Here is a 23194-nt window from a genome sequence, read left to right on the forward strand (position 1 = left end):
CTCTGATGTGCTAGACAGCTATGCTCGTCTCATTGAGCCTCGCTTCACACATCCCATGTCCCCGCCCGTACGAAAAATCATCCATATCGATATGGACGCCTTCTATGCGTCGGTGGAGCAGCGCGACCGGGAGGAGCTACGGGGCAAGCCGGTGGCGGTGGGCAGCCCCAATTTGCGCGGCGTGGTGGCGGCGGCGAGCTATGAGGCGCGCAAATTCGGCGTGCGCTCGGCCATGCCCTCCACCACCGCGCTGAAAAAATGCCCGGAGCTGATTTTCGTGTGGCCGCGCTTCGAGGTCTATCGCGCCGTGTCGCGGCAGATCCGCTCCATCTTCCTGGAATACACGCCGCTGGTGGAACCGCTCTCGCTGGATGAGGCCTATCTCGATGTGACGCGCAATTTGCGCGGCGTACCGACGGCTTCGGAAACGGCGAAAGAAATCCGGGCCCGGATATTCGAGTGGACGGGGCTGACCGCCTCGGCAGGCATTTCCTATAACAAATTCCTCGCCAAGCTGGCGTCGGATTACAAGAAACCGAATGGCCAATTCGTGGTGCGCCCCGATATGGGCGCGGCGTTTGTCGAAGCCTTGCGGATCGAGAAATTTCATGGCGTGGGCAAAGTCACCGCCGAGAAGATGAACCGGCTGGGGATATTCACCGGCGCGGATCTGAAGGCCAAGCCGCTCGAATTCCTGGTCAAGCATTTCGGCAAGATCGGGCCCTGGTATTACGCCATCGCGCGCGGCGAGGATGACCGCCCGGTGGAGCCCGACCGGCCACGCAAATCCTCTGGCTCAGAGATCACGCTCCTCACCGATTTGCGTGAGCCCGCCGAGATCGAAAAGGCGATGCTGGAGCAGGCGCAGGAAGTTTGGGCGTGGTGCGAAAAGGCCCAGATGTTCGGCCAGAGCGTGACGGTGAAAATAAAATATGCCGATTTTCATCAGGTGACCCGCTCGCGCACGCTCGGCCATCTGGTGCAGTCGCGCGAGGAGTTGTTTGAGATTTCGCTGGCGCTAACCCGCAGCATTTTCCCGGTGGAGAATGGAGTCAGGCTGGTGGGCGTGACGGTCTCCCACTTCCCGGAGGAAGAAACCGCCGCGCCCAATCAACTCGATTTTGATTTTGGCTAGCCTTACTTCTTCTCGAACGGCGCGGAGATGGTGAGTTCCACCTCGTCGCCGACGAGCGGCACGTATTTGCCGACGCCGAAATCGGAGCGCTTCAAGACGCCCTTCACTTCAAAGCCGACCGTGACGGCCTTGCTCATCGGGTTGGTGCCCGAGGCGAGGAAGGCGGCATGCAGCGTGACCGGCTTGGAGACGCCGTGGAAGGTGAGCGTGCCGGTAACATCGGCGGTCGCCTTGCCGGTGAGGCTCACCTTGGTCGACTTGAAGGTGATGGTGGGGAATTTCTGGACGTCGAACCAATCGGCGCTTTTCAGCTCGCCATTGAGCTTGTCGTTCGGGGTCAGGACCGAAGCGGTCGGGATCGAAATCTCAAGGCTGGCGGCGGCCGGATTCTTAGTGTCGAGGCTGAGGTTGCCCGTGGCGCCATAGAAATCGCCATACCAGGTGGAGAAGCCCATATGGTTCACGGCGAAAAGCACGCGAGCATGGCTCGATTCAAGCTGATACTGGCCGGGCACGACATTGGCCGGATCGGTGTTGGGCGCGGCTTGCGCGAAAGCAGCCGTGGCGGTGAGCACGGCGAAAGCAAAACTTGCGGCAAAGCGGCGGTATTGGGACATGGTCACGTTTCCGGTGATGTTTCGCTGACAAAATGACGCAGGTGTCCCGGATTTGAAAGTCACGTTTGCGGCAATGCTGGGTTTCCAAAAGCGTTCCTTCCGCCTGGACACCATCAGCGCGCAGTAGTGCTTGTTTTCGCCACCAGGCTTTGGGCATCGAAGGGGGCGCGGACCTTGGCATCGTTATCGAAGTAAACGAAGACCTCGCGCTTCTTCTTCGCGCCAGGCTTGCCGACCCGCGGGCCTTCGGCGATGCCAGCTTCTGTCCACGCCTTAACCCGCGTAGCCCAGAGATCGAGCGCCTCTTCGGTATAGCCGCTGACATAGAGCTGTTCGGAGCCATGCAGGCGGCAATAGACGAAATCAGACGTTTCATCGAGAAGCAGCGGCCACTCCACCGTATCGGCCACCACCAGGGCGATATCGTATGTCTTCAAAAGCTTGATGAAAGCGGGATCGCGAAAAGATTCATGACGGATTTCCAGCGCGTGACGCAGGGGCCGGTCTTCTTGGATCTTGGTAAGGCTACGCCCCTCCATTTTTGCATCGCGGCGGCGGGCGAGTTTGGCAGCCTCTTTGGTGCTGTGCGGAAGCCCCGCAAAAAATGTTTCGAGATGTTCGGGATCGAAGCGGTAGCTTGGCGGCACTTGCCACAGGATGGGGCCGAGCTTTTCCTCCAGCGCCAACACGCCGGAAGCGAGGAAGTTCGCCACGGCTTGCTCGGCCTCTTTGAGGCGCAGGATATGGGTGATGTAGCGCGGCGCCTTCACCGAGAAGACGAAATCCTCGGGCGTCGCCGCATACCAAGCCGCGAAATTTTCCGGCCGCTGCAAGGCATAGAAGGTGCCGTTGATCTCCAGCGATTTGAACACCGAGGCGGCGAAGGAAAGCTCGTCCTTCTGGCGCAAACCCTTGGGGTAGAAGACGCCCCGCCAGGGTTTATAGCGCCAGCCTGAAATCCCGATCCGAATTCTGGGGTTTTTCATCACGGGATTTTGAAAATTTAACCCCCGGCCCGCCAGTGACATTCGCTGTGCCCGGGGCGGGCATTCTTTGCGGGCGGGGGCGAGGCGTGATACCTCTTAAAGCCTCCAGGAAGGTTCCCATGCAGTATAGACTCAACGTCAACGGCGCCGATCACAACGTGGAGGTCGATCCCGACACCCCGCTGCTGTGGGTGCTGCGCGATGCAATGAATCTGAAGGGCACGAAATACGGTTGCGGCTCGGGCCTCTGCGGCGCCTGCACGGTGCATGTGGATGGGGCGCCGGTGCGCGCCTGCATGACGGAGATTTCCTCGCTCGGCACCAAGAAGGTGACCACCATCGAGGGCATCGGCACCACCGCGGTGGGCAAGCGGGTGCAGGAAGCCTGGTTGAAGATCGATGTGATGCAATGCGGCTATTGCCAGCCGGGGCAGATCATGGAAGCGACTGCGCTTCTGGCCAAAACGCCCAAGCCGAGCGATGCCGAGATCACCGATGCGATGGGAAGCCATCTGTGCCGCTGCGGGACCTACACCCGCATTCGCGCGGCGATCAAACTGGCCGCGGAGGGCTGAACCATGCTGCCGAGCCAATTGCAGGATGTGATCGAAAGCACGAAGACCGGTGCGAGCCGCCGCTTTTTCCTGAAAGCTGGCGCGGCCACGGGCGGCGTCTTGATGCTGGGGCTTTATGGCTGCGCCCAAGGAGAGGCGCGCAAGAATGGCGAACTCAATGCCTTTGTGAAGATCACGCCGGATAACAGCATCACCATCATGGCGAAGAATCCGGAGATCGGCCAAGGCGCGAAAACGCTGCTCGCCATGCTGATCGCCGAGGAACTCGATGCCGATTGGAGCCATGTGAAGATCGAGCAAGCCGACCTCAACACCGACACCTATAAAGGCCAGTATGCGGGCGGCAGCATGATGGTGACGGAAAACTATACGCCGATGCGTCAGGTGGGCGCGGCCACCCGCGCCATGCTGATCAAAGCCGCGGCCAAGCAATGGAATGTGCCGGAAGGCGAATGCACCACGGCGCAGAGCACGATCACGCACAAGGCGAGCGGCAAGAAGGCGAGCTATGGTTCGCTGGCGGCAGCGGCTTCCGGCCTGGAAGTGCCAGAGCTGAAAAGTGTGGTGCTGAAGGATGCGAAGAATTTCACCCTGATCGGCAAGCCGACGGTGGGGATCGACTCCCCGCGTTTGGTGAAGGGCGCGCCCCTATACGGCATCGATGTCGAAGTGCCGGGAATGCTTTATGCTGTGTTCCAGAAATGCCCGGTTTTCGGGGGCAAAGTAAAATCGGCCAATCTTGACGAGATCAAGAAGCTGCCCGGCGTGGTAGATGCCTTCGTCGTGAAGGGCGGCAGCACGCAAGTGTTCGAAGCCGAAGGCGGCACCGCCTCCACAGGGCTTTTGCCGGGTGTGGCCATTGTCGGCAAGAGCTGGTGGCAGGCTAACAAGGCGCGCAAGAGCCTGAAGGTGGAATGGGACGAAGGCCCCTATGCCAACCAATCGAGCGAGGGGTTTGCCGCCACGGCGAAGAAGATGTTCGCCGCCGCGCCCACTTTGCCGTTGCGCAAGGATGGCGATGCGGATGCGGCGCTGAAGAGCGCGGCGAAAACCGTGTCGCTCAGCTTCGATTATCCCTTCCTCGCCCATGTCACGCTGGAACCGCAGAATTGCACCGCCCATGTCGCGGACGGCAAATGCGAGATCTGGGCGCCGACGCAATTGCCGGAAGCGGCCCGCGGGCTGGTGGCGACGACGCTCGGCATGGAGCTGAAGAACATCACCATTCATATGACGCGCTGTGGCGGTGGTTTCGGGCGCAGGCTGATGAATGATTATGTGGTGGAAGCCGCCTGGATTTCACGCGCTGTGGGCAAGCCGGTGAAGCTGCTGTGGACGCGTGAAGACGATATCCATCACGATTTCTATCGCCCCGGCGGCTGGCACAAAATCGAGGCCGGGATCGATGCCAGCGGAAAGCCGGTAGCTTGGAAGCATCATTTCGTCAGCTTCGGCAAGGCGAACAAATTCGCGAGCTGCGCGGGCATGCCGCCGGACAGCTATCCGGCTGGCCGCGTGCCCAACCTCACCTTCGGCGCCTCGCTGATCGAAACCGGTGTGCCGATGGGGCCGTTGCGGGCCCCGAGCGAAAACGCGCTGAACTGGGTGTTTCAATCGACCATCGATGAGCTGGCGCATGAAGCAGGCAAAGACCCGCTTGCCTATCAGCTTGAGCTTCTGGCCACGGCGGAAAAGCAGCCGGGACGGCTTTCGGCATCGCGTTCGCGCGGGGTGCTGGAAAAGGTGGCGCAGATGAGCGGCTGGGGCCGCGCGGTACCGCCGCGCACTGGCCTCGGCATCGCCTTCGCCTTCTGCCATCTGGGCTATGCCGCGCTGGTGGTGGAAGCCGCTGTCGCCAAAGACGGCGCCATCACCATCAACAAGGTGTGGGCCGCGGTGGATGTGGGCCGCCAGATCGTCAACCCGATGGGGGCGGAAAACCAGTGCCAAGGGGGCATCATTGACGGCCTCAGCCATGCGCTGAACGAAAAGATCACCTTCGCCAAGGGCCGCACGGTGGAGAGCAATTTCGACGGCCATCCGCCGCTGATGCTCGCCCAAGTGCCGCCGATCGAGGTGCAATTCGTGCTGACGGACAACCGCCCCACCGGGCTTGGCGAGCCGCCCATGCCGGTGATCATTCCGGCGTTGACCAATGCCATCTTCGCGGCGACGGGAAAGCGGGTAGCCTCGCTACCGATTGATCCCAAGCTTTTGGCGGTGTGAGACCGGCTAAAATCATCATGGCCGGGTCGAGCCCGGCCATGGCCGTGAATGTTTAGAGCCGCGTCGGTGTTGGCGATCCCGGCGTGGCGCGATTGCCCCAGCTCCAGGCTGGCAGGGTACCGCGCTGACGATCCCGCCCGCCTTCGACGGCGGAATACCACGCCACCGCCGCGCCGAGCAAAAGCCCCGCCGCGATCATGAAAGCCTGCAACACGGCGGCAACGCGGGCGCGATGCAGCTCCTGTTGCGAGGCGACAATCACCCGATCCACCCGCGACATGGCAAGATCGGCCGGCATGCCGGTGCGATTGGCCACCACATTGGCCAAATGATTGCGCTCATCAATGGTGACGCCGTTATGCCCATTGCTCTTCAAGAGAATGCGGGCGGCTTCCGAGCGCTGATAGGTGATGGCGGTATCGTTGGTGTTGCGAGCGCTGCGGAACAATTCATCGAGTTCCGAGGCGATGATGTTTTCACCTGAGGTAGAGGCCGCAGGGCCTTGGCCGCCGCCGCCCGGTGCCATCATGGGGGTGATCGCCGCCGCCCCTGCAAGGCCGAGCATCGCGGTGACGAGGATGGCGAGGCCCCAAGTGGCAAGCCCATGCACCCCATCACGAAATTCGCCCTCGCCGACGCTCGGCGAGCGAAAGGCCGAACGCATGCGGCCGGCGATATACCCACCCAAGCCGAAGGCCGAAAGCGCCACCAGGATGAGGAAGAGGCCGGACAGAATCCAAAGCCAGGCGGAGGAATCCCGCCATGTCGGCGCGGTGGATGCCACCGAAAGCCCGATCCCGGCCCCAAAAGCGAGCAAGGTGAAGGAAACGCCGGAGGCGGCAATCGCGCCCGCGATTACCGACGACCATTGCACATGCGGCACCGTGCCTTCAGGCAAGGGTGTCGAAGTTTGCGGAACGGCGCCCATCGTTAGCGCAGTCCGAAGAAGGACAGAATGGCGACGATGACGACAACAAGGCCAACCAGATAAATGATCCCGTTCATGTGAATTCTCCCGCTTGTCCCGGGAGGAACGGCTTCAGGGCTGGGTGGTTCCAGTGGCGACTTCAGGGAATGTGCTCAGTCACGCCCAATACGGCTTCAGCGTTTTCACGACGCGCGCGGATTTGATGGCAGCGCGCATTGAGGCGGCAAACTTGACGCCTTCATGCCCGGTGACAATGCCGATGGCATAGGATTTTTGGGCATTACGCTTTCCGACAATTTCGCCCGCAAGTTTTTTATGGGTGGAGAAATCATTGAGACGGCCGAGCGTGTCCTGCAGCTTTTCCAGCGCCGCCGCCATCTTCTTTTTTCCGGTAAAGAGCGCGGCGAAGAACTCCCCCGCGTAGCGCTGTTTCTTGATGGCGATGCGCAGCTTATGGCGCTGGAGGGTATCCAAGGTTTTCAGAGCTTTTGCATTTTTTACAATCTTCTTGTGACGCGCCGTCAGGACTTCGCGCGCGAAAGAAAGAACCGGCCGGTCACGCCGTGCGGCCTGCAAGAGATCGCCATCGCGGCGCCACGCCCCGCCTTCCAGCCAAAGCGCGCTGTCCAGTATGAGGCGGCGATAACGCTCACTCGCCAGCGCCGCCTTAGCGCGAGAAAAACCGCTATCGCGGCGCTGTTCCATATCCTTTTTAAGCAGAGTCATCTCGCGCGCGCTTTCTTCCAGCGGGGTGACGCTTTCGCGGACAAAGACGTCGAGATCGCGCGCCGGGCCAAGCTCACCGGTGAGCCATTTCAATTCCGCCTTCACTGCCTGGCTCTGCGGATCGGCGAGCATTTCCTTGAAGAGCGAAAAAGCGGCGCGCAACCGGCGCAGCCCCACGCGCATCTGATGCACCCCCTCGGATTGGCCAAGACGCACCGCATCCTCATTGGCAGTGATGTGGCGCAGCGTCTCCTTGCCGAGAACGCGAAAAGCGGCGGCGCAGCTCATCTCTTCATCAAGGGCGATGTCGTTGGCGCCCACCGGTCCGGGCTTTTCACCCGCGGCAAGCGCATATCCGCGCGAAGATTTCGCGCGCATCTCGAAAGCGGCAGGAACTGCATCGGCCAACCGCTTTGCTGCCGCGATCAGCTTCTCAACGCTGCCGCTTTTTAGTTCCAGCTCGATCTCGCAAATGGGCGCGCGCCGCCGACCGGCTTTCAGCGTGCCGTGATCGAGGGCGAGTTCTATCTCGCTGCCATCGAGGTTCAGAAGGAAGATGCTGCGCGTGACCACCGTCTCAAACACCGCTTTGAGCTTGGCGTCTTTAAGTTTCTTCAGCGGTGGCAGCGCGGTGATATCGGGCCTGTCGCTAGCGATCTCGCATTCCCATTCCCGGCGGGTGAAGACACCCTCGCCTTCCGCTTTCACGGTTTGGAGGCGCTTCTTACCGCTATGGCGCACGCGCAAAGTGAGCCCCTTACCCTGCAGGGTCAGCTTCGGCGTATCGAAATAGACCGAACGCAGCGTTTTACGCTTTGGCCGCGTGTTTTTCAGCCAATCCAGCCTCGTGACGGCTTTCAGCGCCTCGGGCGGAACGGCAAGCTTGATTTCGATCTCATCAGCCATGATGGATCATGTTACGCCGGGTACGCGCACAAAGCACGCTTTAGGGCATTCGGTGCCCACGCGCGGCTTCGATGATATCGTACCACTCGCGGCTCGAAAGCTGCACCGTCAGCCCCGCCAACATCTCGGTCAGGCGCTGGGGCTTTTGGGTGCCGATGATCGGGGTGATGCAAGCCGGATGCTTCAAGAGGAACGCCATGGCGATGGCCGAAGGCGCCACCCCATGATGCGCCGCAATGCGCACGAGCACCTGGCGCACCGCCTGCAACTCGACCGGGCCATCGGCACCGAGGCGTCCACCAGCCAACGGCGACCAAGCCGCAATCGCGATATTCTCGCGCATCGCCTGATCCAGCGTGCCGTCAAAGATAGGCTCAATATGCCCTGGCGAAAGCTGGAGCTGATGCGCCACCAGCGGCGCCTTCAAATAGCGTTTCAAGGCATCGACCTGGCCAACGGTGAAGTTGGACGCGCCGACCGCCGCGATTTTGCCTGCCGCAACAAAGCCATCGAGGGTGGCGGCGAGTTCCGCCGGATGGGTGAGGATATCGGGGCGGTGGATGTAGAAAAGATCGATCCGCGCCACGCCGAGACGCGACAAACTGCCGTCGACACATTCCTGCAGATAGGCCTGCGACGAGCAATAGGGCGACTTCACATCAATGCCGCCCTTGGTGGCGATGAAGGCGCCATCGAACAGCTTGGGCGCCTGTTTGCGCAAGGTTCCGAGCAGGCGCTCCGCCCCACCATAGCCGCTGACCCCGCCATAAACGTCTGCCGTGTCGAGATGGTCGATGCCAGCTTCGCGCGCGGCGGAAACCATGGCGAGCGCCTCTTCGACCTGGCCTTCGTGGTAGCGCCAAAACCCGTAGGCGAGCCGTTTCTTGCCGCGTTCCGTCAAGGCGATCATCGCGTATCCTCTCGTCGCTGTAAGCGTTGTCTGGCGGGGCTCGTATAGCTAAACTTCGTCCATAGAACAAACCTTGGGAAGGGGCGCGCCATGCGGCTTTCGGCCATTCTGATTGCTGCGGGCTTGACGGCTTTTTCTGCCCTGCCCGCGATCGGCGGAGCCAAGGACCTCGCCCTCGACATCAAGGGCAAGCGCGCGGCGATTATATCCTATCTCGCCGACCTTCCCAGCCAGAGGAAGACGCTCTCGGGCACCCAGGTGAATGAGTACGAAGTGTATATCGACTGCACCTCGGCCGACCGGCTGAAGGAGATTTCGGGCAGGCGCCCGGCGGTGCTTGGCCTGGAAATGATGAATGCCATCGCCTACCCGCCTTATTCGAACTATCTCATTGATCGTGCCTTAACCCAAACCCAGGCAGGCGGGTTGGTCACCATATCCTGGCATGCACGTAACCCGGTGGAAGTGTGCCAGCGCGGCGAATATTTCGAATGCTCGCAAAAAGCGATGAGCGCAGAGACGCTGCGTGCGGTGCTTACGCCGGGCACGCGCGAGTACCAGCTTTGGGCCGATGACGTGCACGCCATGGCCAAAACCCTGCATGCCTTGCGCGACAAGGGCGTGGTGGTCCTCTTCCGCCCCTATCACGAGATGAATGGCGGCTGGTTCTGGTGGGGAAAGCAAGACGCCATGGGGGAACTTTGGGATGCGCTTTATGAAGAGCTGACGGTGAAGGAAAAGCTCGACAATCTGATCTGGGTCTTTTCCATCGATCGCGAGGCGCCGGATGCCGCCAAATACTTCCCCAAGAAGCATAAGCCGGACATTGTCGGCACCGATATGTATGAGCCGGATGCGGCGAGCTGGAAATTCCCTGCTGCCAAAACCAATCTCGCCAAGCTCGCACCCAATACGCCTTTCGTGATCAGCGAAACCGGGCTCGCCCCGACGCAAAAGGTGCTGGACGATTTGAACCCATCCTATGTGCTGCTCTGGGGCGACATGCTGAATATCGGCTGGAGCAAGGATGGCAATTGCCAGTTCTGCAACAAGCCCGAAGCGGTCGCCGCCTTCATGAAGTTGCCGCGCGTTCTTTCCTTGGGCGAGTTACCGCCCGCTTTCCGTGCCGCGGTCTCGGCCCATGTCACCAATCCCGCACCGCTGCATAAACCGAACCCGATCTGCCCCTCCAAACTGCACTGAGCCAAAAAGCACAGAGACAAGCACCATGTTTTCATCGGACGAAAGTTTCGCCACGCGCCTGGCCCAGCTCACCGCGCAACATGACGCGCTGTTGATGCGGCCAAACCGCCCCCTTCTCAACCATAACGGAATTTTCCGCCGCTGGGAGAATCCGGTGGTGACCGCGGAGCATGCGCCGCTGTTCTGGCGCTATGACATCGACCCTCACACCAACCCCTTCCTGATGGAGCGGCTTGGCATCAATGCCACCTTCAATGCCGGTGCGATCTTCAAGGACGGCAAATACCTCGTGGTGGTGCGGGTGGAAGGCTGGGACCGCAAATCCTTTTTCGCGGTGGCCGAAAGCCCCACCGGTGTCGATCAGTTCCGCTTCTGGGATTATCCCATCGACCTTCCCGAGACCGATGAGCCGGACACCAATGTCTATGACATGCGCTTGACCGAGCATGAAGACGGCTGGATTTATGGGCTTTTCTGCACCGAGCGCAAAGACCATAGCCAGCCCAACGACGCCTCGGCAGCCACCGCGCAATGCGGCATCGCACGGACCAAGGATTTGATCGATTGGGAGCGTCTGCCCGATCTCGTCACCCATTCCGGCCAGCAGAGGAATGTGGTGCTGCATCCCGAATTCGTGGACGGTCAATACGCGCTTTATACCCGCCCGCAGGATGGCTTTATCTCGGTCGGCTCGGGCGGTGGCATCGGCTGGGGTCTCTGCAAAGACATGACCAAGGCCGAGATCGAAAGCGAAACCGTGATCGATAAGAAAGTCTATCACACCATCAAAGAGGTGAAGAACGGCCAGGGCCCTGCCCCGATCAAGACGGAAAAGGGCTGGCTCAATCTTGCCCATGGCGTGCGCAACACCGCGGCGGGCCTGCGCTATGTGCTCTACATGTTCATGACCGATCTGAATGAGCCGTGGAAGCTGACCCACGCCCCCAGCGGCTATTTCATCGCGCCGGAAGGCGATGAGCGCGTCGGGGATGTTTCGAACGTCGCTTTCGCCAATGGCTGGATCGTGAATGATGCGGGTGAGGTCTTCATCTATTACGCCTCTTCCGACACGCGCCTGCATGTCGCGACATCGACGGTGGAGCGGCTGGTGGATTACGTCACCAACACGCCATCCGATCCTTTGACCTCGGCAGCTTGCGTGCAGCAGAGGAGCGCGCTGATCGCGAAAAACCTGGAGCGGCTGGGATAAACGCTGCGCCGACCCAACTTGCGTGATGTAATAAAAAGGCGGCCGGGGAAGCCGGCCGCCAAGTTGTCTTTCGAGAGGGTAGAAGAACCGGCTTGCGGGCTTAGAAGCTGGCCCGCACGCCGAAGAAGTAACGCGTGCCCGAATTGTCGTAGGTGAACGGCTGGTTCGGGAACTGCATGTAGGTGTGATAGGCCTCTTCGGTCAGGTTCTGCGCCGAAACGTAGATCTGATAATGATCGAAGAAGTCGTAGGACACTTGCGCATCGAGCTGGCCATAGGGCGCGGAGTAGATGCCATAGGTCTTCGAATTGCCGGTAGCAGAGACGACCGGCGAGAAGGTCGAGCCGCCGATACCGCCGTTGACCGCCTTGGAGCGCCAGGAATACGACATGCGCGCATCAAGACCGAACTTGGAATAGAAGACCGTGGCGGTAGCCGAATGGTCCGACACGTCCGGGATCGGCAGGTGCTTCGCGAAGTCGGTGTACATCGCCGACGACGACTGGGTGTAGGTGTAGTTCGCCGCCAGGCCGAGACCGATATCCGTCACATACTGGCCAGCCAATTCCAGGCCGTAAATCGAACCATGGCCGGCATTCACCGCCATCGAGACCGGGCCAGCCGAGCCGCCGAAGTCATCCACCACCGTGGTGTTCACGGGCTGGTTCACTTCGAAGCTCTCAATCTGCTTGTAGAAGATGCCGGCCGAAATCATGGCTTCGGGGGCGAAGTAGTCTTCCCAAGACAGGTTGAACTGGTTGGCGCGATAGGGATCGAGCTGCGGATTGCCCGAAGAGCCGTTCGCGAAGCGATAGCCGTCCTTCGTACCATAAGACGGGCTCGTCTTGTTGGTGTTCACGCGGCCACCGGTTTCACGCGTGAAGTTGTAGGACTGCCCCAGGCCGAGGTTGAACAGATCGGCTGGGGATACAACGCGCGCCGCGCTCAAGCGGATGATCTGCTCGTCCGTGGGATAGAGGGTGAGGTTGAAGGACGGCAGGATATCGACCGAGTGTTTGACCTGGGTGAACGGTATGTTGTTGGAGTTCACGCCGTTCCAAGTGGCCGTGCCGGCAGAGTAGACCGTCGCCGCCGAGGTGGCGCCGGTGACCGACTGGCTCGTCAGCACCACGCGGACGCCGCCATTGATGTGGAAGCCCTTATCCTTCGTGCCGATGTCGCCCATGACATAGAAGGATTGGGTGGATTCGTGCACCTTGAAGGAGCTCAAGGTATCCGTATAGAGCGCTTCCGAATTGTTCGGCACTTTGGTCTTGGCCGGAACTGCGCAAGCGGCAGGCGCCGGCGTAGCGGTGCAAGCCGTGACCGTGGTGCCATTCACGATCGCAGCCGGCGTGTTGGTCGGCACATTCGCCGCCTGATTCCAGATCGTGTTGAGGAAGGTCTCGGGGCTGCCCATGCCGCCCGTGGTCGGGTTCTTCACGATCATATTGCCGAAGGCAAAGCTGTTGACCGTGAGCGCCAGGCTCGGGTTGGAGACGGCGGTGTCGTACGGGATCGCCGCATAGCCGGGGTCTTGATAATAGAGGCCCGGACCATTGCCAGCAGCGTAGCAGCAGTTGTTGATGTAGTTGCCGTTGACGTCGCGGCCGTCGATCAGATAGCGGCCGAAATTCTGCCAGACATTGCGCTGCGCGACGCGGAAGCCCGCCGTCAGGAAGCCATCAACCGATTTGAGGAAGCCGGGCTTATAAACGGCTTCGGCGCGGATCGCGTCTTGTTCCTGCTTGCTCTGGTTGGCCCAGGCCCAAGCGGATTTGAACAGGACATAAGCCGGGTTGGAGAGCGCATCGGCATATTTTCCGACATAGGTCGCGCTCGGCAGGCCTGAATCGCCACCGTTATTCCAATCCAGCAGGATCGGCGGGTTGCCGTTGGTGCAAGCCGGCGAGAAGTTGTTACAGCCCGGCGCCGTGGGAGCCGCAGAGGTGGTGCCGCCCTGGGCGGTGTAGAAGCCATGCTCAATATCCTGCTGCGCAGCGCGCAACTTGGCATGCGCCACAGCATAAGAGACATCGAGCGAGAACGTCAGCGGGCCGCCATCATCAAAGCTCGTATGCCATTGCAGGTTATGCGCGTCGGAATTCTGGCGCTGCAACAGGGTCGCCGTCTCGGCACCTTGCAGATAGAACTGCGCGGTATCGATCACGCCATTGCCGTCGATACTATAGGGCTTGTCGGCGTTGATGCCGGGCATGCCGCTGCCGGGCGTGTTGGAGCTTGCACCCGAACCGTTGAAGCCGACCTTGTTGGAGAAGTTGGTCTGCTTATCGGAGATGTGCGAATAGAAATAGTTCAGCGTGGTCTGAACTGAGCTGGTGACGTTCCAGGCTGCGCCAAGCGTTCCACCGATCGTGCGGTTCTGGCTGTAGATATCACTGAAATAGCCGTATTGCGGGCTGATATAAGACTGCGAGATGTTGGTCTCGCCATTCGTGTCATTCAGCGGGCCCGTTCCGCTGTAGCCCTTCACCGCGGTGGTGGAGATGTTCCAGGGCGCGCGGTTATAAGCTTCATATTCACGCGTGCGTGTGTCGGTGTTGTCGTAAGAGACGCTGCCGGTGATCGCGAAGGTGTTGTTGGGCTTGTACGAGGCCACAAGAGTCGCGTTCGGCGACAGGCGCGCAAGCGAGGAATAGCTCGTCGAGGTGCCACGCAGCGCGGCGGTGACGGAAAACTCATCCTTGGCCGCGAAGGGATCGCGGGTTTTCAAGTTGATGATGCCGCCCATGCCGCCTTCGGTAAGAGCTGCGGTCGGCGTCTTATAGACATCGATACCGCCGATTTCTTCGCTCGGGATACCTTCCATCGACGCGTATTGAGCATTGGCGCCGGCGCCGCCGTTGGCTGCCTCACCGGAGACATAGAATTCCTTGCCGGTGAGGAAAATGTCGCCGTTCAAGGTGGTGAGGTTCTGGCGCAGGCCGTTGATGAGAACGCGCGTGCCCTTGCCCTGGTCGCGGGCGATCTGGATGCCCGGCAGGCGCTGCAAGGATTCCGTCACGTTCTGATCGGGCATCTTACCGATATCTTCGGCGGCGACCGATTCCATCACGAGGCTGGAATTTTGTTTCGCGTTCAACGCACTGGCGAGAGCGGCGCGATAACCCGTGACGGTTACGGTTTCGACCGGCTCATTGGACTGGGCAACTGCCGCGCCCGTCATCCCGACGAGCAGGGCAATGGCTGCCGTCTGGGTACTAAAACGCAATCTGGATTTCATTGGACGTCCCCTTCTGCAGAATCTGTGTTCTTTTTGGACGGCGCCGGTTTTCCCGTGTCACCGCAGATGGGATACGTTAGCCCGTCGTGTAAGCGCTTTCTATTGGGCCATCACAGTTCTGCCCAAAAAACGCCCCTGGTGTGCCCAGAAAAGCACTCACGGGTTGATTGTGAGCGTTACCTTACTGCATTTTCAACCGGTTGAATGCGCGATTTAGAGAAGGTCTAATGTTAACGATATTCAGGTAAGCGCTTTCAATTCAGACCGCCGACATAGGCACGGGCGCGGGCATTCCGGTTGTACGTTTTTACAAACGGCCTCAATAATTTACACGGATTTGGGTAGGCATTAAGCGACGCTACCACAGCGTGTGCACAGAGCCCAGCGAGTGAGGCGCTTGCAGTGCTTCTAAAATACAAAAGGGAGGGCCCGCGTCATCACGACACAAGCCCTCCCCCTTTACGAGCAGTTCAGTCCAACGCGAGCGCGGGACGAATGGTGTGCGAAGACAGACTCACCTGATCCTCAGCGGTCATGGTGAGCTTGAGGTTCGGCGCCACGATGATCACCTCGCCCGGCGCAAGCGTGACGTCGCTGCCCTGGCTCTCGCCCGGCGCGGTGAGCGTGACGCGGCAATGCCCGCCCAGACAGAACAGGCTGCGGGCGCGATCACCATCAGCGGGAAGCGAAAGCGAAGCCGACGGCGCGATCTCAAAACGCTCCGCGAGGAATTCGCCGGTGTCTGCGAGCACGATTTCTTTGGTGCCGGAGCCCGTCTTGGTGGGCAGCGGCGCCGGGGCGTCGGAAAGGCTCTTCCAGCAATTGGAGGGCAAGGGACGCGGCAGCTCGGAGAGCCAGCGCGCCACGGTTTCGGGCTTTTCCATCGGCACATCGCCGCGCGCCGCCTCGTTCTGATCATGCAGGCGGTCCACCATGTCGGTGGAAACGGTGGCAAATTCCTCGATCACGCAGCCCAGCACCGAATGCACCGTGTCGAGTTCGGTGACGAGATAGACATCGCCTGGCGAGGGGCGGCGCGAATAGGCCTGATAGCCCGCATTTTCTTCCCCCGAGAGCCAGCGGTTGAAAGCGTCCTTCTCGTAGACCGCATCCCATTCCTTGGAAGTGGAAAGATAGATCTGGCCGCGGTCAAGAATATCCAGCATGTGAAACAATTCGGTCTTGCGGGTTCTGTGGCGCTGGAAAGAGAAACCCATGCCCGGGTGCAAAAAGAAGATCGAATAGCCAAGCGCGGTGGCGCATTTGATGCCGTAGGGCTTGAATTTGGAGACGAACCCCGCCGTCTTGCTCGCCTCTGCGACGAAAGCGGCATCGGCGCCCGAGAGCCCCGCAGCAAAGCTGGATTTCAAATACCGCTTAAAAACAGCCTCGATTTCCTCGGCTCTTTCGATCTTCATCGGCCGCTTGAGCGCTGCGGCCACGCGCGGCAGCGCCTCCCGCCATGACAGGCTGTCCCAATCGAAGCCCGTCACCGGTTCGCCTCCGGCCAAGGCATCGAGATAAGAATCGAGCGCTGCAACATTGGACATGGACGGCCACTCCTCGGGCAAAAGACCTGTCGAAAACAACATCTCCGTTCCTAGCAAGTCCCGCCAGCAAAGGGCAAATCGGAAAACCGTAACAGCCGAGACAACAGGCGCTTTGACCTTGCGGCCGTAAGGGGGCTAAGGTTTTCCCTCGTTCAGGACAGGGCTCAGGGACGCAAGGTAAGCGGGGCCATCGTCGCCAAAGGCGCCGATCATGCGGTGGGACAATGCGCACAACTAAGCGGCGGGAGACAGAGAAGGACTCTAGCGAGCCGCGTCTGGACGACATCATCGATCGCAAGCACGGTCTTTCCAGGCTCAACGCCACGATCGATTGGCGGCTGCTCGAAGGACGTCTTGGCGGCGGCGCGGCGACGGCCTCCCCACAGGGGCGTCCCTCTCAATCGCGCCTCTTCATCGGGCTGGCGCTGTTGCGCGATCTTTACGAATTGACCGATGATGCCTTGCTCACGCGCTGGATCGAAAACCCCTATTTCCAGCTCATTTGCGGCGAATCCCGTTTCCAGCATGCGCTGCCGGCCGAACGCAGTGTTCTGACCGCCGCCTTGCGCCGCCTGACCGCTGAGAAGCTGAAGACCTTGCTGCGCGCCGGGCTCGGTAATGCCGCCAGCTTCGATCTTGCGATGCTGCCGGAATTGGAACGGCTGGGCATCTTGCGCAAGGCCGCATCCGCAGCGCCCGTGAAACGTCGCGACGGCGACAAGCCGGTGAGCATCTATGATGTCGCCAAGCGGGCCGGCGTTTCGATCAAAACCGTGTCGCTGGTGATCAACCGCCAGCCCAATGTCAGCCTCGCGACTCGCACCGCGGTGCTCGCCGCCATCGAGGCGCTTGCCTATAAGCCCAATGTCTTCGCCCGCGGCCTCGCCAGCGAGCGCTCCTATCTCATCGGCCTTCTGCACGACGTGGCGCCGGGTTCCTATATCGCCGATCTGCAGCTTGGCGCGCTCGCCCGCTGCCGCGATGAGGGCTATCATCTGGTGGTCGAACTGCTCAATCCGCTGCAGGATCACGACGTCGCCCAGCGCGTGCGCAGCCTGGTCAGCGAGTCGGTGCTGCATGGCGTTATCCTGACCCCGCCCTTGTGCGACGACGTCACCATCATGGAAGAACTCGCGGCGGCCAGAACCCCCTTTGTGCGGGTCGCCCCGGGCAATCGCATTCCCGGCACGACCTACGTGAACATCGATGAATACAAGGCCGCCTATGAGATGACGGCCTATCTCATTGGGCTCGGCCATCGCCGCATCGGCTTTGTCAAAGGCAAACCCGATCATGGCGCCGCGCGGCTGCGCTTCGACGGCTATCGCAAGGCTCTCACCGACGGCGGACTTTCCGTGACGGAAGAGTATTGCGCCCAAGGCTACTTCACCTATCAATCAGGGCTTGAGGCCGGTGAGAAATTGCTGGCGCTGAAGAACCGCCCCACCGCGATCTTCGCAGGCAATGACGATATGGCGGCGGGTGTGCTCTCGGCCTCCTATCGCTTCAATCTTGCCGTCCCGACCGATCTTTCCATCGCGGGCTTCGACGATTCCATCGTCGCCCAGGTGGTGTGGCCGCGCCTGACCACCTGCCGCCAGCCGATCAAGGATATGGCCGCCGCCGCCGTCTCGATTCTTGCCCAGCGCCGGGACAAGCCCTTGGAACGCCAGCTTGCTCATGAAGTGGTGGTGCGAGAATCAACGGCCCCGCCGCCGGGCTGAAAGCTGCTTAAACCAACCGCGTTTTGGTTCCACCCTGCCCATCGGCCGCGCAATTGTTGTGGATGCTGTTTCCCGCGCGCCACAGCCGGACGAGCCCCTTCGCACCGGCGCGATTTTGTAAGCTCTTCAAGCTTGCCAAAGGCTTAGGCCGGATAGCGTCATCTACTTGCCTTGAGCACTGCCCACATCCCGCAGCCTGTAAACGCAAATTCCTGCTGTTCGTTTTGTAAAACAACGGAATCCTCGTGGCGCCGAACACCGTAAAATGTTAGGGATAATGTAAATAAATCCACAACCTAGTCGATTTGGGGATGGTCAGGTTGATCGGGGTTCGACACACCGGGGGCAGAAAGCGCCCGGAAATCCGGCACGAGGGCAAGGCCCCTAAGAGCGCCGGAGGCGCGCGCAGAATGCGCTGGCTGGCATTGGCATTCACGGCCACGGCCGGACTTTGCGTATTTGCCACTTCCAACATGCAAGCCCTGGCCGATTACGCGGACGGTGTTCGCACCGAACAGGCCATGACGTTGCCCGATGCCGTGAAGGTGTGGCGCAAGGAAGCCTGGCAGCGCGACGATTTTCTCTCCCAGATCCGGCTCGGCGATCTTTATTCGACCAATCAATCGATCGGCCCCGGCGAATCCAAGAACGCCAGCTTCTACGATCCGGTGGAAGCCTATGTCTGGTACTTCCTGGCGCTGCGCGCAGGCCATGAGTATCGCGCCGATGACAATGGCAGCGCCTATGACACGGTTTATGGCGTGCGCGGCAATGCGCTGAACAATGCCGAGCAGATTTATAACAGCCTGACCTTTGAGCAGCGTTTGGATGCGCGCGCGCGCATTCTCTACATCCTGTCGAGCCGCGGCGGCGAAGGCTTCCTTGCGCTCGGCCGGATCCATTCCACGGGCTGGTATGGCGGCTCCAGCGTGCAGAGCCAAAAACAGTATGTGATGCTGTGCATGCGCTCGAGTTGGGATCACTGGTACAGTTCCTGGCTGTGGTGGATCGTCTCCAGCCTGACCGGCAAGATCTATCCGCATCTGCCGGTGTGGAAATGGGTCGATAACAACACCAGCAATTGGAACGCGCGCCTGCCCGATTACATGTGCACCGGCGCCGATATGCCGCCCGAGCCGAAAGACAATTTCGCGCTCAGCCAAGCGAGCAGCGGCGCACCGGGCAGCGGCCCGGCGGGCACCGTCACGCTGACCGGCTCGACACCGGCTGGGCCGATGAGCCAGATGAGTGCGGGCCAAATGTCTTCCGGCCAGATGAGCACCGCGCAAGGCCCAGCCACGGCGGGACCTTCGCAGGATTCCTCGGGCATGCTCACCGTCTCAGGTGGTGGCCAAACCGGCATGGCGCAAAGCGCAATGTCTTCGGGCGGCTATGGGGCTTCTTCCAGCAGCTATGGGCCCTCCAGCGGCAGCTATGGCGGATATGGCGGCGGGTATGGCGGAAGCTATGGCGGCTATCGCAGCGTGCCATCTGTTTTCGAGCCAAACGATCCCGAAGCGCTGACCTATTTCCAGATCGCCTCCTTCCTTGGCCATCCGCTCGCCAATGCCTATGTCCAAGCCGAGCGCGGCACCATCCGCTATTATAGTGCCGACGCAGCGCGGATCATCGCCGATGCCGAACGTCGCGCCCGCTATTGGACCGCGCCTTACGAGTATTATCCGGGCATCACTGCCAAGGGTAAGCTGCATAGCGACGAAAGCCTGCCGACGCTGGATGAGCGCCTCGCTTTGAAGCGGATGCGTGATTTACCCTTACCCTCGATCCTGGAAGCGCTCGATTTCCGCGGCTATTCCATCCGGGGACGGGTGTGCGGACCGCCGCCGCTCTGCCTGCGCAAAGCCATCGAGCAATATCAGGGCGCGATGGATTTCGAGGTGACTGGCTTCCTCACACCGGATCAGACCGTGCGCCTGATCCAGATGGCGGCGGTGGATGGCGATGCTATCGCGCAAGACCGCTTGGGTATCATGTATGCCAAGGGTATCGGCGTGCCGCAGAATTTCGTGCGGGCTGAGAAGTGGTTCATCAAAGCCGCCAATCAGCGCTATCCCGATGCCTTGTTCAATCTCTCAGTTCTTTATCGCGTCGGCCCCAATGGGGTGGAGCCGGACGAGGCCAAATCGGGCAGCTATGCCGCACAGGCCATGGCCGCAGGCTATCAGATGGCGCGATGCGAATTGCTCGACCTGCTCCGGCAGGCCGATGCGGCCGGACATGACCACCCCGTAGGGGCGAGGAGATGATCATGAACAATCCGTCCCGGCGTTCCACTGCGGGCCTTTTGGGGATTGGCGTTCTGGCGCTCGCCTCTGTTGCGGCGACGGCCACGCGGGCAAGCGCGGACCCGTATGACAACCTGCCGACCTATGGCTATCCCAGCGAAGCTGCGCAGCAGCTAAACCCCTATGACCCGGTGCCGGAAATCGATCCGCGGTGGTGCCGCTGGGGCTATTGCCCTAAGCCGCCGGTGCATCGCGAAGGCGGACAGAGGCCGCAAAGGCTGCCAGAGCTTTTGGGCCATGACACGCTTCTGGTCGATTGCGGCAAGGCACGCCCATCCCGCGAAAGCCGCCGAGGCGGACGCGGCCCGCGCGGCGTCTTCACCTCCATTGATGCGGCCGCCGAAGTCGCCCCGCCCAACGCCACCATCCTGATCATTCCGCCCGGCGAGGGCATGACCTGCGTCGAGAGCGTGCACGTGCGCGGTCCTTTGACCATCGCCACCTATGGCGGTTCGGGCAAAGCCGTGATCCAGGCCCCCGCAGGCCAACCCTGTTTGACCGCGCATATTCCGCTGGGAGACTCCCTGGTGCTGGATGGGGTGAAGTTCATCTCGCGCTCGCGCGAGGCGCCTTGCGTGAAAGTGGAAGCGGGCAAGGTCACGCTGCGCAACGCCGAAGTGGATTCGCGCGGCACCAACTTTGCCTTCGACGTCGAGGAATCCGGCGAGCTGGCGCTGGAACAGAGCAAAATCGAAACCGATTTCTCCGGCGTGCATGCCCGGCGCGGCACCGTGCGGCTGAAGAATGTCGATATCGATATCGCGGGCCGCAATGGCGCCGCCTTCCTCAATCTCGGCCGCACCGATTGCATCGATCGCGCGGGCGGCACCATCCACGGCTCCGTGGGGCTGGCGCTCGAATGCAGCGAAGGCTCGGTGGAGAACGTCAATATCGTCGGCGCGGCGGTTGGCGTGCTGGCGTCGGCGGGCACGCGGGGCCTGCGCCTCACCGATGTGAAGCTGCAAAAGCCGGATACCGGAATTCTGTTGCTCCCCGGTCAGCTCGGCATGGTCACGGTGGAACGCGCCATCATCTCCAAGGCGCGCGATGGCATCATCGTGGCGCCGGGCGCGGAGAGCCAGATCAGCGGCAGCGTCATCACCGATAGCCGCGATACCGGCATCACGACCTTCGGTGCGGGCGCGCTGATCGTCAGCAACAAGATTGTTGGCGCCGAATACGGTATCCGCATGCTGGCGGCCCAAGCCTTCCCACCGCCGATGTTCCCGGAATTTGCTGCCGTTCCGATGTTTGAAGGCGATGATGGCGGACCGGTGGTGGAAAACAATCTCGTCGCCAATAGCCGCCGCGCGGCGGTGCGCATTGACGGGCGCTTCGGCGGTGCCCAGCACCGGCTCAACGGCAAGCTGATGGGCAATACGCTCTATGCCGACAAATCCAGCCAATGCATCGACGATACCTACAACGACGATCCGGTGCGGGTGAAAGCCAACACCTGTACCCGGGACCGCCTGCCCTGGCCGTTCTAGCCGGGTACCCGATGAGGTTTGCAAGGGGCGCTTTCGGGCGCCCCTTTTTGTTTGGAGCCACTGCGGGCGGATATAACGTATACGGACGTTCTCCGCGGGGATGTGCCCCCAAACACCGCCCCCCCCAAACCACCAACCGCCAGGGCGGGGTGGCCCGCCCCTCCTCCGCTTGCGCTGCCAGGCGGCCCCAAACCCGGCCGGAACTGGCCCGTTCCGAGGCGGCCCGGCAGGGAGAGTGCGCCAAGGGCCGATTATTTTTTTACATCGCGATGGGCTCTTAAAATCACTGAACGCGGTGTTCAACCGCCGAGCAGGCCTGAAATAACAACAAAATTAGGCGTTCAGCCCCCTCGGAAGACCCGCCTCGCCCCTTGGTCAGGGTGCCCTGCCCTAACGTCGTGACGCGGGCAGACCCGCTTGCGGATTCGCGTTGACATTAGGCATGATGCAAGTTGACGCACTGGTCCGCCCGCCGGACGGCCCCGTGCGGTCTTGGATTATTTCCGGCTGGTGCGGCATCGGCATAGACATGGCGAACTACAACACGCAAGACCCGCGGTCCCTCGCGCAAGCATCGGTGAAGGGCACGGTCAAATGGTTCAATGCAACCAAAGGATATGGCTTCATCACTCTTGAGAATGGCGGGGATGCCTTCTGTCATGCGTCCGCCTTGGCCGCGCTCGGCACGCCCAACCTGCCTCAAGGCGCAACGATCGTCTGCGATCTTCAGGAATCGCCGCGCGGTCTTCAGGTCGTGACCGTCCACGAGGTCGATACCTCGACGGCCGATCCCAATGGCGGTGGCGGCTTCGGCGGCGGTGACCGCTTCGGCGGCGGCGACCGGTTTGGCGGCGGCGACCGCTTCGGTGGCGGCGGCGGCTTCGGCGGTGGCCGTGGCGGCCCGCGTCCGCGCCGGGATGATTCCCGCGGCGGCTTCGGCGGCGGCGGGTATCGCGATGCCGGTCCCTCCGGCCCGATGGTCGAAGGCAAGGTGAAGTTCTTCAACGATCAAAAAGGCTTTGGCTTCGTCATGCCCGATAGCGGCAGCGGCGATGTCTATGTTCATGCCAGCGCGCTGCGCCGGTCGGGCCTCTCGGTGCTCGAACCCGAACAGCGGGTCCGCTTCTCGACCCGTCAGGGCATGAAGGGCGTCGAGGTTGATCGCGTCGAAGTGATTTAACCGGACGGCAATTCTCGCCCTCCGGCCAAAGGCGCTAAGCCTTCGGAAAATGGACTATTTTTGAGGCCCGTGCGCTGCGCGGGCCTCTTTTGCTTGCGGCGTCTGGCTGCGCCCGCTTGCATGCCCGCAATTTGTCCATATCTACCGTTCATTACTGTTTTTAGGGCCGAAGCAGGCCCAGGCATGAAGGCCGAGTGTGGTGGGGCGCGTTTCAATCATTACCGTGATCATGCGATCACGAATGCTTCCAATAAGCTCCTTCAAAGCAAAAACCGGCC

At 61.1% G+C, this 23194-nt stretch carries 16 protein-coding genes; 9 read left to right on the top strand and 7 right to left on the bottom strand.

Features of this window, described 5'->3' with window-relative positions; genetic code table 11:
- Positions 1 to 55: 55 nt before the first annotated feature.
- Positions 56 to 1135: a DNA polymerase IV gene (gene dinB / locus FHS83_RS02535; RefSeq protein WP_167080575.1), complete on the top strand. Its 1080-nt coding sequence runs from the start codon at positions 56 to 58 to the stop codon at positions 1133 to 1135.
- Positions 1136 to 1137: 2 nt separating this feature from the next.
- Here dinB and FHS83_RS02540 read toward each other — a convergent pair whose 3' ends face one another.
- Positions 1138 to 1752, bottom strand: coding sequence for a YceI family protein (locus FHS83_RS02540; protein WP_167080577.1), 615 nt, complete (start codon positions 1750 to 1752; stop codon positions 1138 to 1140).
- Positions 1753 to 1865: 113 nt separating this feature from the next.
- On the bottom strand, positions 1866 to 2738 hold the full coding sequence (locus FHS83_RS02545; RefSeq protein WP_167080579.1) for a DUF72 domain-containing protein: 873 nt from the start codon (positions 2736 to 2738) through the stop codon (positions 1866 to 1868).
- Between the two features lie 119 nt (positions 2739 to 2857).
- Between FHS83_RS02545 and FHS83_RS02550 the strand changes: the two genes are divergently transcribed.
- Both FHS83_RS02550 and FHS83_RS02555 read left to right on the top strand, forming a co-directional pair.
- Entirely contained in the window at positions 2858 to 3313 is a 456-nt protein-coding gene (locus FHS83_RS02550; RefSeq protein WP_167080581.1) for a (2Fe-2S)-binding protein, read from the top strand.
- A gap of 3 nt (positions 3314 to 3316) precedes the next feature.
- A complete protein-coding gene (locus tag FHS83_RS02555; RefSeq protein ID WP_167080583.1) occupies positions 3317 to 5539 on the top strand; it encodes a xanthine dehydrogenase family protein molybdopterin-binding subunit in 2223 nt (740 codons plus the stop codon).
- Positions 5540 to 5591: 52 nt separating this feature from the next.
- On the opposite strand, the gene FHS83_RS02560 is transcribed toward FHS83_RS02555, so the two are convergent.
- The 3 genes from FHS83_RS02560 to FHS83_RS02570 form a co-directional block, all read right to left on the bottom strand.
- Positions 5592 to 6467 (bottom strand): hypothetical protein, encoded by an 876-nt coding sequence (locus tag FHS83_RS02560; RefSeq protein WP_167080585.1) that lies wholly within the window; start codon positions 6465 to 6467, stop codon positions 5592 to 5594.
- A gap of 156 nt (positions 6468 to 6623) precedes the next feature.
- Positions 6624 to 8099, bottom strand: a complete 1476-nt coding sequence (locus tag FHS83_RS02565) for a CYTH and CHAD domain-containing protein (RefSeq protein WP_167080587.1) — start codon at positions 8097 to 8099, stop codon at positions 6624 to 6626.
- Positions 8100 to 8139: 40 nt separating this feature from the next.
- Positions 8140 to 9009, bottom strand: coding sequence for an aldo/keto reductase (locus tag FHS83_RS02570; protein WP_167080589.1), 870 nt, complete (start codon positions 9007 to 9009; stop codon positions 8140 to 8142).
- A gap of 90 nt (positions 9010 to 9099) precedes the next feature.
- Between FHS83_RS02570 and FHS83_RS02575 the strand changes: the two genes are divergently transcribed.
- Complete coding sequence (locus tag FHS83_RS02575) at positions 9100 to 10212, top strand: glycosyl hydrolase (protein WP_167080591.1); 1113 nt, start codon at positions 9100 to 9102, stop codon at positions 10210 to 10212.
- Between the two features lie 25 nt (positions 10213 to 10237).
- Entirely contained in the window at positions 10238 to 11422 is a 1185-nt protein-coding gene (locus tag FHS83_RS02580) for a glycoside hydrolase family 130 protein (RefSeq protein ID WP_167080593.1), read from the top strand.
- Positions 11423 to 11522: 100 nt separating this feature from the next.
- Here the strand turns inward: FHS83_RS02580 and FHS83_RS02585 are convergent, their stop codons facing one another.
- Positions 11523 to 14666 carry a TonB-dependent receptor gene (locus FHS83_RS02585; RefSeq protein WP_167080595.1) on the bottom strand — a complete coding sequence of 1048 codons (3144 nt, stop codon included), beginning with the start codon at positions 14664 to 14666 and terminating at the stop codon, positions 11523 to 11525.
- A gap of 470 nt (positions 14667 to 15136) precedes the next feature.
- Positions 15137 to 16216 carry a hypothetical protein gene (locus FHS83_RS02590; RefSeq protein ID WP_167080597.1) on the bottom strand — a complete coding sequence of 360 codons (1080 nt, stop codon included), beginning with the start codon at positions 16214 to 16216 and terminating at the stop codon, positions 15137 to 15139.
- Positions 16217 to 16440: 224 nt separating this feature from the next.
- On the opposite strand from FHS83_RS02590, the gene FHS83_RS02595 reads away from it, so the two are divergent.
- From FHS83_RS02595 to FHS83_RS19875, 4 genes are all read left to right on the top strand, one after another.
- Positions 16441 to 17940, top strand: coding sequence for a substrate-binding domain-containing protein (locus FHS83_RS02595; RefSeq protein ID WP_208414193.1), 1500 nt, complete (start codon positions 16441 to 16443; stop codon positions 17938 to 17940).
- 410 nt (positions 17941 to 18350) lie between these two features.
- Entirely contained in the window at positions 18351 to 20207 is a 1857-nt protein-coding gene (locus tag FHS83_RS02600) for a tetratricopeptide repeat protein (protein WP_167080599.1), read from the top strand.
- Positions 20208 to 20209: 2 nt separating this feature from the next.
- A complete protein-coding gene (locus tag FHS83_RS02605) occupies positions 20210 to 21736 on the top strand; it encodes a right-handed parallel beta-helix repeat-containing protein (protein WP_167080601.1) in 1527 nt (508 codons plus the stop codon).
- Between the two features lie 484 nt (positions 21737 to 22220).
- Complete coding sequence (locus FHS83_RS19875) at positions 22221 to 22916, top strand: cold-shock protein (RefSeq protein WP_344099738.1); 696 nt, start codon at positions 22221 to 22223, stop codon at positions 22914 to 22916.
- Positions 22917 to 23194: the final 278 nt, after the last annotated feature.

Origin of the sequence: Rhizomicrobium palustre (genome assembly GCF_011761565.1) — a bacterium.
Taxonomy (GTDB): Bacteria; Pseudomonadota; Alphaproteobacteria; order Micropepsales; family Micropepsaceae; genus Rhizomicrobium; species Rhizomicrobium palustre.